Annotated in this window: 9 protein-coding genes; all 9 read right to left on the reverse strand. The window is 56.3% G+C overall.

The features are described from left to right. Positions 1 to 56: 56 nt before the first annotated feature. The 9 genes from ACED87_RS08440 to ACED87_RS08480 all read right to left on the reverse strand — a co-directional run bounded on the left by ACED87_RS08440 (position 57) and on the right by ACED87_RS08480 (position 11,673). The gene (locus tag ACED87_RS08440; protein ID WP_449083861.1) at positions 57 to 173 is read right to left on the reverse strand and encodes a hypothetical protein; all 117 of its coding nucleotides are present in this window, start codon (positions 171 to 173) and stop codon (positions 57 to 59) included. 147 nt (positions 174 to 320) lie between these two features. Next, positions 321 to 1,793 carry an ATP-binding protein gene (locus ACED87_RS08445; protein ID WP_449089922.1) on the reverse strand — a complete coding sequence of 491 codons (1,473 nt, stop codon included), beginning with the start codon at positions 1,791 to 1,793 and terminating at the stop codon, positions 321 to 323. A 138-nt stretch (positions 1,794 to 1,931) separates the two neighbouring features. Then, entirely contained in the window at positions 1,932 to 3,017 is a 1,086-nt protein-coding gene (locus ACED87_RS08450) for a Fic family protein (protein WP_449089924.1), read from the reverse strand. A 147-nt stretch (positions 3,018 to 3,164) separates the two neighbouring features. Beyond that, entirely contained in the window at positions 3,165 to 4,451 is a 1,287-nt protein-coding gene (locus ACED87_RS08455; RefSeq protein WP_449089926.1) for an aminotransferase-like domain-containing protein, read from the reverse strand. Between the two features lie 2 nt (positions 4,452 to 4,453). Further along, positions 4,454 to 5,512, reverse strand: a complete 1,059-nt coding sequence (gene speB / locus ACED87_RS08460) for an agmatinase (protein ID WP_449089927.1) — start codon at positions 5,510 to 5,512, stop codon at positions 4,454 to 4,456. Positions 5,513 to 5,974: 462 nt separating this feature from the next. Further along, positions 5,975 to 6,937, reverse strand: coding sequence for a hypothetical protein (locus tag ACED87_RS08465; protein WP_449089929.1), 963 nt, complete (start codon positions 6,935 to 6,937; stop codon positions 5,975 to 5,977). Between the two features lie 278 nt (positions 6,938 to 7,215). After that, on the reverse strand, positions 7,216 to 9,066 hold the full coding sequence (locus ACED87_RS08470) for a hypothetical protein (protein WP_449089930.1): 1,851 nt from the start codon (positions 9,064 to 9,066) through the stop codon (positions 7,216 to 7,218). Between the two features lie 12 nt (positions 9,067 to 9,078). After that, complete coding sequence (locus tag ACED87_RS08475; protein WP_449089931.1) at positions 9,079 to 10,071, reverse strand: hypothetical protein; 993 nt, start codon at positions 10,069 to 10,071, stop codon at positions 9,079 to 9,081. Positions 10,072 to 10,386: 315 nt separating this feature from the next. Then, positions 10,387 to 11,673, reverse strand: coding sequence for an Ig-like domain-containing protein (locus tag ACED87_RS08480; RefSeq protein ID WP_449089932.1), 1,287 nt, complete (start codon positions 11,671 to 11,673; stop codon positions 10,387 to 10,389). Positions 11,674 to 11,941: the final 268 nt, after the last annotated feature.

The following is an 11,941-nucleotide window of genomic DNA, read 5'->3' on the forward strand; positions in this document are numbered from 1 at the left end:
TCATATTTTTGCCGCGGGTGGGGCCGTTGTCTAGTTGGTGGGTGTGGGGTGCGTGTCTACTTTTGAATAAGCCTCATAATCTCTTCACTCAAGAAGAGCTTCTCTCTACCAAATTTTTCTTCCCGAAGCACCCCAGCTGCGACATACTCACCCAGATATTTGACAGCGGCGATAGGTCGTTGTGGGGTTCATCGACAGACCAGATCATGTACAAAATCTACCGATTTTTTGGGAGGTAGGCCCTCAAAACTGCTGATATTTCAAAATTTTCGCGTTTTTGACAGGTTCCGCGCTAGACAGCTACTTCCACCTGCTGAGAGCTACCCGGCAACACCATAGACTGCCCCACGCTTCCCAGGAACATGAGAAGAGCTAATGAGCCCAGTGTCCTTGAGCTTACCGAGATTGTAGGCAACCTGTCGGCGGGTCAGTTGAAGCCCCTCCATAATTTCTGCGACGGTTCGATCGCCGCCCTGGAGCAGATAAGAGTAGATTTTCTGCTCAGTTTCTGCAAGCTCCAGAGGCGCACCGTCCTGCCCAGACTCAAGAAGCTGAGCTACTTCGTCCTTCTGCACGTCCATCGAAGGGCGCCGAATAATCACAGTAAATTGGAAGCCCTTATCTACAAACTCCAGCGGCGGCAGACCGGCCTGCCGCATGGCCTTTTGAGCCTCAAAAATACCGTTCCCTTCACCCTCAATCACCCTGGAACCATCAGAAATCTGAGCAAGTTTACAAATTTCATAGAGGGCAGAATTAACCGCAGTTTTGTGCCCCGGTTGAGCAAGGTTGGCAGTAGTCACAGCCCATAACCCTCCAGGGTTAGTGATAACAATGCGATTGCGATAAACCCGAACAACAACGTCTTTCGCGTAGGCAGTATCAGCATCAAGGGCACGGTGAACCAGAGCATTCGCCACCAGCTCACGAAGCACAATGAGCGGAATCTCAGGCTGATTTTTCAGCCCTCCCTGACCATCAGGAACCACAGAAAAACGAAGATTTCTTACTAACCATTGCAGGGTTTGCTCCAGCATCTCTACCAAGGGGCCGTCAGCTTCTAACTTGTCTGCATTACGCAAGACCTCATCTTCAACCCACCCAGAAACTTTGAGAGCAGGGTAGAACTGCTGCGGGTAGTTACCCAGGGCATACAAGCCAGCCAGGGTCAGCTGTCGGTGGTCTGCTGTAGTAACGCTTTTGCGAGCAAGCACGACCTTGTCGTCTATCTGACTCAGCCGTTGCGAAGTATGCCGGGCAGCTGAAACAAATTTTTCGGTGTACCGCCTATCGAGGTCTTCAGGGCTCGTGTGAGCAACCGCTTCAAGGTCATGCTGCCTGCGTTCCCGTGCGGCCAGAACACGGGTAATCTCGTAGTCGTCCATGGCGTAGTCGCCGTCGGAATAGCGCATGTAGGCCTTGCCCCGGTAATAGCAGGGGCGGTCAACCAGGGGGAGGGGCGCAACGCTCACGATGAGGACGGCAGCATCACCCGCTGTTATGCGATCAAAGGTGGCGTTCCCCTTAGGGGTCAAAGAGTTTCGCAGGGCAGAGGCAATGGACTTTTCAAGTTCATCTATGTCATAGACTCCAACAACGGAGAAGTTCTCTGCTTCATCGATACCGCAGATAAGGGTTCCCCCGTCAGGCATATTGGAGAAGGCACAGAGGGTTTCAGCGATACTGGTGGGGTAGCCTTCCGTTGCCTTTTTAATTTCGAGGCGGGGTTCTTCGGAACCGTAGGTTCTGAGCCGGTTCAGGGTCTCATTGAGATGTTCTAATGTCCATTCCATATGTACATATATACACACTTATACACATGATGTACATGGTTTTGCACATTTCAATGTACATCTCCCCTATCAATCCGCGCAGACCCCTCAGGCCGTATGCAGCGATAAACCGGCACAGAGCGAATACGACGAGGAGTTCTACCCTTTCACCACGTCACTCTTCAAAATATCCATCAGCCCCTCATTCACAAAGAGCTTCTCTCTACCAACTTTTTCTTCCCGCAGCACCCCGGCCAAGACAAGCTCCCCCAGGTACTTGGTTACGGTCTGGCGGGTCACCGAGCAGCGACCCACCACGTCCTTAATACGGCAGTAGGGCTGCTCAAAAAGAAGATCTACAACACCTACCGGCATCTGAGAGCCAACAGATTCTTTTACCTGTTCCTGCAAGGCCTGAATCTGCTTAATCTTCTGCAGAGTACTCACTGCCGTTGAACGCATAGCTTCAACCATGTAGAGCGTCCAGTCTTCCCAGGCCCCTTCCGAGGTCACCGCATTCAAAAGGCGGTAGTAGTCATTCTTCTGTGCAATGATGCTCTGGGAAATATAAAGAATAGGTTCGCTCAAAAGCCCAGAAGATACCAGCATCAGCACGTTCAGAATTCGTCCAGTACGCCCATTGCCATCGTCGAAAGGATGGATGGCCTCAAACTGATAATGGGCAAGCGCAACCTTCACCAACGGGTCAAAGCTATCAGCAGAGTTCACGAACTCTTCCCAGTTGTTCAGCCTCTCAGAAATCACCTCAGCTCCCTGAGGCGGGGTGTAGATACGACGGCGAGTTACCGGGTTACCGATATACACACCGTCCCCGTGCCTCACCTGAGTATCAACGTCACGGATAGTGCTACAGATTTCCCGGGCAGTATTAGCAGTGATAATACCCTGACGTTCCCGCATCGCTTCAAGCCCAGCGAAGAGGGCTTTTTGGTAACGCAGAGCCTCCCGGGTTGCTCCACTAGCCTCCGTTGATACCGTTGCCGCCTTAAAGAGTTCGTCGGTGGTAGTTACAATGTTCTCAATCTCAGAGCTAGCCTGGGCCTCAAGCAGGGCAAGAGAATGCAGGAAGATACTCGGATTAGGCAGAGACACCAGGGCCTCATTTAAACCAGCAATAGCTGCCCGCGCCTCGATGACAGCCTTAAGTACGCGGGTAGTTTCCACGTAGCCGACTGGCGGTAACGGTGGTAGGTCGTTGTAGGGTTCATCAGCAGACCAGGTCATATACAAAATCTACCCATTTTTTGACATATAAGCCCCAAAAACCGCCGATATGTCAAAAATTTCGGGATTTTTTGACAGATCCAGGTCACATGTTCAATCTTTTGACAGGTTCTCCGGCCGCTCCACCCCACCCGCTTCGGTCATCTCTTAGGAGCTCGCACGCTCGCTCCCGATGACCTCAGCCAGCCGCCGCACTCCCTCGGTCAGGGCGTCCGGTTCAATCGCTGAGAAGGCGATACGTAGCTGGTTAGCGCCGGGGTTGCGGGCAACCCCGTCCTCACCGACTACCGGCTCGTAGAAAGCCGAGCCAGGAATGAAAACCACACCTGCCTCGATCGCAGGGGTCAGGGCGTCCGCCGCGTCCTGGTACTTGCCACCGAAGGGCAGGGTCAGCCAGGTGAAGAAACCACCCTCAGGTACCGTCCAGGTGGTGCCTTGGGGCATGTACTTCTGGCAGGCGGCCAGCACGGCCTTACAGCGGGCCTCATACAGGGCAGCGGTGGCGCGGGTGTGGGACTCCCACAGGCCCTCACTCATGAAGCCCAGCACCAGGCGCTGCGAAAGCACCGAGGGGCAAATAGTTACTGCCTCCCCCGCAATCTGCAGGAACTTACGCACGCGGAAAGGCGCAACCATCCAACCCACGCGCAGGCCGGGTGAAAAAATCTTAGAAAAAGAGCCCAGGTAGAGCACGTTCTCAGGGTCCAGCGAATACAGGGAGCGGCGGCGTTCCCCACTGAAGGAGAGCTGGCCGTAGGGGTTATCCTCAACAATCAGCACGCCAGCTTCACGGCAGAGGCGCACCAGCTCAGCCCGGCGCTTACCCGATAAAGAAATACCGGTGGGGTTCTGGAAGTTAGGGATGGTATAGAGGAACTTAACCTGCTTGCCCTCAGCCCGAATAGACCCAATCGCCTGGGCCACAGCGGCGGGGTCCAGGCCGTCCGCGTCCAGGGGCACCTGGCGGACGTCCGCCTGGTAGCCCTCAAAGACGCCCAGGGCGCCGGTGTAGGTAGGGCCCTCAGCCAGGATCACGTCCCCGGGATTCACAAAGAGTTTAGTGACCAGGTCCAGACCCATCTGGGAGCCTGCGGTCATCTGAATACCATCGACTGCCGGGCGGGCGCCCTCAGATTCCATAAGGTCGCAGACTAGCTCCGCTAGGGTCTCCAGGCCAGCACCTGAACCGTATTGCAGAACCTCTAGACCCTCTTCTTGGATGATGCAGGCAGCCATGCCCCCTAGCCGGTCAAGGGGCAGGAGTCCAAGGTCGGGGTTGCCGCCTGCCAGGGAGATAATGCCGGGGCGCATGGCAACCTCAAAAACATCGCGTACCGCTGAGGGGCGGAACCCGGCAGCACGGTCAGCGAAGTGGCGCATGAGGCGGGCCTCAGCTGGGGTTGCTTGTTCCAGTAATTCAGCAATCTTGCTCATGGTCATTCCTTACTGCCGTAGGTAATATCAGCGACGCCGGACGCCGGTGAAGTCGGCCCAGCCCCCACACCGGCGGCCTGCAGGGAAATCAGCTCATAGACCACATGGGCGGCGGCGATGCCGGTTAGTTCAGCGTGATCGTAGGCCGGGGCGACCTCGACCACCTCGGAGCCCACCAGGTTAAGCCCGCGCAGCCCGCGCAGAATCTCGAGAAGTTCGCGGGAGGTTATGCCGCCAGCTTCGGGGGTGCCGGTGCCCGGTGCGTGGGCGGGGTCGAGCACATCAATGTCGATAGACAGGTAGAGGGGCCTCTCACCGATGCGATCCCGCAGCAGCTCAACGACCTTCTGCACGCCCAGGTAGTAGACGTCCGCGCTGGTGACAATACCGAAGCCAAAGCGGGCATCGTCCTCAAGGTCTTCGGTGCCGTAGAGGGGGCCGCGGGTGCCCACGTGGCAGAGAGCGTCGGTGTCGAGGAGGTCTTCTTCAAAGGCGCGGCGGAAGGGGGTGCCGTGGGTGTATTCGGCACCGAAGTAGGTGTCCCAGGTATCCAAGTGGGCGTCAAAATGGAGCAGGGCAATTTTGCCGTGCTTCTTAGCTAGGTTGCGCAGGTTGGCCAGGGCGATAGTGTGGTCGCCGCCGATGGTCACCAGGCGGGCACCGTCCTTGGTGAGCTGGTGGGCACCAGCCTCGAACATGGTAAGGGCTTCTTCGATGTTGAAGGGGTTGCCGATGATGTCACCGGCGTCGGCTACCTGGGCTTCTTTGAAGGGGGAGATGTTGGCGGCGGGGTTAAAGGGGCGCAGCAGGCGGGAGGATTCGCGCACATGGTTGGGGCCGAAACGGGCACCGGGGCGGTAGGAGACACCGGAGTCCCAGGGCATGCCGGCGACCACGATGTCTGCTTTTTTGACTTCGTCGAGGCGGGGTAGGCGGGCGAAGGTGCCAAGCCCGGCCCAGCGGGGCACTTGGGCGGCGTCCACGGGGCCGGTGCGCTTAATGCCGTCGGTGCCGGCAGCAATGACGCGGTGGGGGTCTGCTGAGAAGAAGGCTTGAGCCATGGGTCCTCCAAAAGGTTAGGACGCTGGCAGCAGGCTCTGTGTTCAGGGTGCGGTAGATGCCCAGGCAGACCCTCTGCAAGTGCGTCCGGTCACACTAGAATTGCTACCACTATAACCCGCCTGCGCAGCAGCGGCAGGGTAGTTTTCCCTGCGACTCAGCAGCGGTTCTGATACTTATGCACCAGGCAGCAAAGCTATTCCACTTACCACAAGCGAACCTGGCGGGGGGCAAGCGTCCTTATTTTCTCCACCCACCTATAGGCGTATAAGTTTGCAGAAAATGAAGTTAAAAGATTATGGCCCTGCTTGGCCAGGCCTGCTTCGATTTTTATGAGCGGACGCTGGTACCGGCTGGTAGAGATATCAGCGGAAGGGTAGCATCCAGCTGTGCAGGGTTCTTAGGTCGTGTGCAGGGAAAACTCTGCACAGAGGCTAAGAACCCTGCACATTCACCCTTAGCACCTACTGGTAGGTCACCAGGTAGGGCTTGGGGGTCAGGGCGTAGGTCTGCTCAGGGGTCAGGGTGGGGGTATCTTCGTCGTAGAAGTTCTTCCATGAAGGCTTGATTGCTGGGTCAAGTTCGCGGATTAGCTCCTGGTAGGTGGAGTCTTTCAGCTCGGGTGTACCGTGGCCGTCTGCGTGCAGGGTGAGGGCCAGCTCAGGGTGGCTGGTATCGAGTAGGGCACGGTTAGTAATCATGGAGTGCTTGAACTGGTGCAGCACCACCATCTTCTGCGGCAGGTCGTGCTCATTTGTCAGCGCCGCCAGATAATCTAGGGTTTCGTTGATTTCAGTCGCGTCTACGGTGCCGATTTGTTGCAGGTGTACCTGGCCGGGGTAGATACGCCATTCGGGGTCAAGGCCTAGACCTACGTTAGGTTTTTTCAGCAGGTCTTCGTACTGTTTGATTTGTTCTAGGAAGGTGTTCTGGCCGGGCTGGAAGTCCAGAATCACGTAGATGCCGTTTTTCTCGGCTTCTTCAATGATGGGTTCTAGGCTTTCAATGGTGGGTTCATCGGAGTAGTCCCCGTCAATGCCAGGTTCGGAGCTTGCCACAGTGGTGATGATTTCAAAGGCGGGGATGACCTTCTCATCGGTGTGGGCCTGGTACTCTGCGGCGAGTGCTTTGACGCGCTCTACAGACTGGGCAGGGTCTTGCTCGCCCAGTACGCCAAGTGAGGGCCCGGAGGGGTTACCGTAGAGGGCGACGTAGCGGTGGGCGAAGATTTCTTCGCCGCCACCGAGAACTTCTTTACTAGGCACCTCGGAGGTACTAGGTTCGGGGCTAGCTGCTACGAGTGTGGAGTCTGCTTCCGTTGCGGGGGCCTCGGCGGTGGGGGTGGTTGCGGAGCAGCCGGCCAGGGCGAGAGTTGCGAGGACGCTGATGGTCAGGGTTTTGAGGAATGGGGGATTATGGGGGTACATGATTTCCTGAATATATTTAATCTGTCTTTAATTAGCCTACGGAAGAGTCTTTAGCAGCAGCAAATATGACGCCCTTCCCTCGCGTCTTATCGGAACACTCATGCAGGGTTTTACCCCGTGCACGGCCTAGGTTTCTTTAAGATTTGGGGCTCGGCACGCCAAAGCGCCTCCACTTCTGATGGTTCAGGAGTGGAGGCGCTTTGGTTTGTTGTGTGGCTCTTAGACACTCACACTAGGGCTTCTAGGTAGGAACCGTAGCTTGAGCGTTTCTGCCCCCTTTAGCTAAGGTCGCCGTCGGTGTTCCCCGGTGCAGGGTTCTGCGGGGAGGTGTAAGACGGGTTAGCAGGTGCAGCCTGCTGGGGGGCGTAGGGCTGCTGGGCAGGGGCCTGCTGCTTGCGTTCGTCCATCGCTGCCTTAATGCGGTCGCGGAACAAGAAAGCGGTAGCAATAAGGGCAAGCAGGATCAGAACGAGCAGACCTACCAGGATGATGCCCACCCAGTTAGGTGTCTTAACGTTGATCGCAAGCTCTGTCTTTTTGTAATCGCTTGTTTCACTGTTGAAGGTAACTGATGAGCGTTCTACTTCTGAGGCATCGATCTGTGCGCGTGATTCCTCAGGGATAGAGTGCTGAGACGGAAGGTCAATGGTGTAGCTATACCCGTTGGCGAGAGTTGCATCGTAGTCAGAGGTAGAGAAAGGCAGGTTGATGTACAGGTCGTACTTCTTGGAGAACCAGTTGCCTTCACGCTCTACCTTGGTGATACGAGCACCGGGCACGTAGGAAGAGAGGCGGGAGGTGAGTTCTTGGGCATCTGATCCTTCAATGGTGGCGGTGTAGGTGACCATACCATCAGACTCAGAGCGGTCGATGCTGGTGCCGTCACCTTCAGGTGCCAGGAAGTCCTGCAGGCCGTCCCCTACTCGGTTAGCCTGGTCGGCGTTCAGTGAGTAAGAGAAGGTTGCTTCACCGCCGCCGTCACCGTTGAGATCTAGGTTCACATCTACTGCATCGAAGGTGAGGGAGTAGGTGTATTCAAGAATGGAGGTGCGGGAAATCTTGGTAGATTCCTCAGCGGAGTCGATGTTCCCTGAGTAAGACTTTTGCCAGTTGCTGGGGACCTTTGCGTCAAAGCGGGGGCCGTTGCCTGCGGGGGAGCAGACAGTGGGGCAGGTAATTTTAGCTTCAATGCTTGCTGTGAACAGGGTCTTGTCTGTTTCAGAGGGGCGGTCAGTCAGAGTGATGGCGTTCTGGTCAGATGAGAGCAGTTTCTGCAACTTAGTGTTGAAATCGTTGATGTCTGTTGCAGAGAAGGTAACAAGCTGACCGTGAGTGATGGTTGAGAGGTTGTTGGTCTCAGCGAAAGTGGTGTTGTCGATAGCGGAGACGGTGTGACCTTCGGGGGCGTTTTCGCTGATGTAGGTATCAACGTAGCCCTGCTTGACTGAGCCGAGAGGGGTGGTAGAACCAAAGGCAACGCGCCCGGTGTAGGTGCCGTCATCTTCAAAGATGAGCTGTACGCCCAAGGAGGGCACACCGTTGTCGGTGACGTCTGAGACCTTGATGGTGCTGTTGGTCTTATGGTCCTTGCCGCCGACATGCACAATAGTTTCTTCGGTACCGCTGAAGATGTTGCCATCTGAGTAGACGCCATCAGCCTTGAGGGCATCACCCAGCCAGCCTAGGAGCTGGGCAGAGGTGAAGTTTTCTTGAACTGTGGTGCCGGTGACGAGGCCGGTGTCTGCCAGGTTGATGACGATAGTGGGTTCCAGGTCTTTACCGCTGGATTTGAGCAGTGATTCTACCTTGGTCTGGTAGTCATCTACGGAGCTAAATTTGAGGGTAAAAGTGGCGCGGGAGCCTTTATCGTCTGTGGAGATGCCGCTGTATTCAAGTTCGGCAGGTAGGTGACGTTTGATGGATTCGTCTACGGCAGGCAGGCCACCTTTGAGGGAGGTGCTTTCGCTGTCTGAGGTGCCGATTTCCATGACCATGGTGCGGGAGCCGCTGAGGTTGTCGTCTATGGATAGAGTCGTGTTAACGGCGGCACCGCAGGCGGTGAGGACGAGAGCGATAATGCTCAAAAGCGCAAGGTGCGCACGTTTCATAGGTGAGCGAAGTGTTTGCATAATGATCAACTCTTAGGACAGGACGCTAGTGATGATCTGGTAGGCAACGTACCAGACGATCCATGCGGCGACGATGACGCCGGTGGTGGTGAGGATGTAGCGCATGACCGGGGAGCCAACGAAGCGGGTGGAGCGGCTCATACCTACGTAGGCCTGGATGTTCAGGAAGAGTGAGCAGACCATGAAGAAGAGGAAGATAAGGATAAGGACGATGAGGAAGATACCGGGGGCCGGGATTAGGGACAGGAGCCAGAGAATCAGCAGGGCCGGGATGAGGGCTACGTTAGATTCTGCGTAGACGTTAGCGGCGTAGCTGAAGGGGTATTTCTTGTCTCCACCGTTGAGAGCCATCATGAGGCCGGCGGCACGGAGCGCCAAGGTTCCGAAGGTTGCGGCGGTGACCACGAGGAAGGTGGTGAAGAGTTCGCCGCCGGTGAGTGAAAACAACCCATAGCTGAATAGGTAGTAGACAGCTGAGTTTGCCAGGTTGGAGGCGGTGTTCAGCAGGGAGATAGCCCACAGGCCTGCTAGTAGAGAGATGATGCTGAAGTTGAATACCCAGAAGAGGGGCAGGGAGGTGGCGAGCTGCTGGCTGGCCTGGTTCTGGCTCTTGAAGTTGAGGGTAAGAGTGGTGAACTGTGCCTTGAGTGCTTCAAGGGCGGGGCTGGGCTGGGCAGGTGCAACCGGTGCGCCGTATTGCTGCGCGGGGAACTGGCCCTGAGCAGCCTGGGCTGCAGGTGCCTGCTGTGCATACTGGACGGGCTGCTGCTGTGCAGGGAACTGGCCCTGAGCAGCTTGTGCTGCAGGTGCCTGCTGTGCATACTGGACGGGCTGCTGCTGTGCAGGGAACTGGCCCTGAGCAGCGTGTGCTGCAGGTGCCTGCTGTGCATACTGGACGGGCTGCTGCTGCGCGGGCTGTGCGGGCTGCTGCTGCGCGGGCTGGCCAGGGGTAGGGACGTCGTTACCCTGCGGCTGAGGGTTTGCTGACTCCGGGGGGAGTGACATGAAGATTTCTCCTTCGGTGCGTAGTGTGTACTGCCCTACCATCCCATTAGTGGGGTGTAGGGGGCTCATCTGAAACGAGAGTGTTTTGGTTGGGGTAGCGATGGCATATTTCTGGCAACTGCCCAAGCTACTAACTGTTATTATCTCTTCTTTCAGATAAATATGCATACATTTAGCTGAGTTTGTGGAGTGTTCTGTATGAAACTTTCCCGTATTTTCCCCGCAAGCAGTGAGCAAAGCGCCGCCGCTTCTGAAACATTCAGAAGTGGCGGCGCTTTGAGCTAGCTAGATGTTCTCTAGATTGTGAGCAGAGAACTACTGTGCGCGGCGGCGGGAGACGACAAGAGCGCTACCACCGGCTGCCAGCAGACCCAGGCCAGCAACTAGAGGTGCAACACCTTCAGCACCAGTGTTTGCCAGCTCCTGGGGCTGACCGTTTGATGAGCCAGCAGCAGCGTTCTGAGCAGAAGATACAGCGGCCTCATTGTTAGCTACAGGTACAGATTCACCGGCAGCAGGGTTCTGTGCAGCGGGCTGCTCAGAAGCGGGCTGTTCTGCTGCGGGTTGCTCTTCAGCAGGCTGCTGGGAAGCTGCGGTTACAGTCACGCCAGTGCTGAAGGTGACGGGGCTTTCGGCAATGATCTCACCTGCAACGTAGTCAGGGACGTAAGTGATGGTTGCGGTGCCTTCACCAACGGCAGTCAGGACGGTGCCTTCTTCGTTGACGCTAACAACCTCGGGGTTTGAAGAAACCCACTTACCCATGAAGCCTGCCTCTTCATTACCGGAGAAGATAGCTTCGATGTCTGCACGGCCAGCTGCATGAGTGTATTCGATGTAGGCGTTGAGGGTGTCCCCTACAGTCAAAGCGTGTGCGTTATCTACTACTACATCGGCACCGTCAAAAGCGCTAACGGGAACGCTAGCTAGGTTAACGGGGGTGCCGTCGGTCTGGCGGTGTGCGTCAGCGGCTGTTGCGAGGATGATGCCGTCAGCTAGCTTAAGGGGTAGGCCGAGAGCTGATGCGGGGGCGAGGGCGACCTTGCCGTCAGTAACCTGCAGATCGATGGCGTAGACGCCATCAGAGTAGACTACGGTTTCGTCCTGGATGAAAGCGGGGGTGAAGTAGACAGTAGCGGCACCGTTTGCGCCGACGGTGAAGTTACCGCTGGGGTTAACTGAGATCACAGATTCGTCAGATGAGCTCCAGGCACCGATTGCGCCGGTGTAATCGCTATTGACGATTTCGGCATCGAGGCTAACTGCATCACGGATGTTTGCCTTGATGCCCTGAGCACCGTTGCGTTCAACGAGTTCCAGGTAGATCTTTGAGAGGTCGTAGTTCTCAACAGCGCCTGCACCGTTGGGAGTTCCATCGGGGCCCGCTACGATACCCATTGCGTAGACAACGAAGAGGCCGTTGCCGGTCTTGACGTGCTCGCCGGGCTGGTACCAGGCGTTGAGGGCACCCTGCCCAGCGGCTGCGGCAGAGGTAGTTGCGGCTGCAGGGGCTTCTTCGGCCTGTGCTGCGGTGGCAACGGAACCAGCTAGCAGCGCCAAGGCGGCGGAGGTAACTGTCGCGGTCTTGATAAAGGTCTTCATGAGATGTGCTCCTGAAAAGTGGGTGTATGTCGCATGGCGCATGATTGTGCCTAGCTACTCCTGGTGAGTCTAGCTAGATTTAAGGGATTCTTCAGCAACCTATGGGTGTTTGGGCATATTTAACACACATTTCCTGTATGCGTTTATCAGACAACCACCTGTGTTGGCCCTCTATCTCCCGCATCACACCCACTAATAACCATGCTGTGCCCTGCATAACATTACATGAGGAAAAAGTCTGTAACTTTCCGCACCAGCACCCTAAGCT

Source organism: Rothia sp. 32237D007AR (genome assembly GCF_053544675.1).

Excerpts from the sequence above, each read along its gene's own strand:
- speB (WP_449089927.1), bottom strand. The coding sequence starts at position 5,512 with ATGGCTCAAGCCTTCTTCTCAGCAGACCCCCACCGCGTCATTGCTGCC.
- ACED87_RS08450 (WP_449089924.1), bottom strand. The coding sequence starts at position 3,017 with ATGACCTGGTCTGCTGATGAACCCTACAACGACCTACCACCGTTACCG.
- ACED87_RS08480 (WP_449089932.1), bottom strand. The coding sequence starts at position 11,673 with ATGAAGACCTTTATCAAGACCGCGACAGTTACCTCCGCCGCCTTGGCG.
- ACED87_RS08465 (WP_449089929.1), bottom strand. The coding sequence starts at position 6,937 with ATGTACCCCCATAATCCCCCATTCCTCAAAACCCTGACCATCAGCGTC.
- ACED87_RS08445 (WP_449089922.1), bottom strand. The coding sequence starts at position 1,793 with ATGGAATGGACATTAGAACATCTCAATGAGACCCTGAACCGGCTCAGA.
- ACED87_RS08475 (WP_449089931.1), bottom strand. The coding sequence starts at position 10,071 with ATGTCACTCCCCCCGGAGTCAGCAAACCCTCAGCCGCAGGGTAACGAC.
- ACED87_RS08470 (WP_449089930.1), bottom strand. The coding sequence starts at position 9,066 with ATGCAAACACTTCGCTCACCTATGAAACGTGCGCACCTTGCGCTTTTG.
- ACED87_RS08455 (WP_449089926.1), bottom strand. The coding sequence starts at position 4,451 with ATGAGCAAGATTGCTGAATTACTGGAACAAGCAACCCCAGCTGAGGCC.